This window comes from Sulfitobacter sp. 15WGC (genome assembly GCF_005068605.1).
GTDB lineage: Bacteria > Pseudomonadota > Alphaproteobacteria > Rhodobacterales > Rhodobacteraceae > Sulfitobacter > Sulfitobacter faviae.
Genome location: NZ_SZNL01000111.1, coordinates 1 through 255 on the forward strand (window position 1 = coordinate 1; position 255 = coordinate 255).

1 protein-coding gene is annotated in these 255 nt (G+C 58.4%); it reads right to left on the bottom strand.

Annotation, left to right across the window (positions count from 1 at the left end; genetic code table 11):
* Positions 1 to 244, bottom strand: a 244-nt coding sequence (locus FCK22_RS18185) for a DUF924 family protein (protein WP_136720768.1), incomplete at its 3' end; no start/stop codon positions are given.
* Positions 245 to 255: the final 11 nt, after the last annotated feature.

The following is a 255-nucleotide window of genomic DNA, read 5'->3' on the forward strand; positions in this document are numbered from 1 at the left end:
CCTTGCCCGTGTCGCGGAACATGTTGCGCGGGAATTGATCGGTCAGGATCAGAAAGGCCAGCGCGTCGGTGGGATTGGTCAGCCAATGGTTCAGCTTGCCAGCCTGCGCCTCATCCCAAAGCCCCTCGAAACGCGCACGGATATCGGCATCCAGCGTTTCGGAACTGTTGTACCATCCGGCCGGACCTACGTCTTCGAGCCAGAAATTCAGTACATCTTGGGGTTCTGCATTTGTGGCAGCCATCCCGCACACTC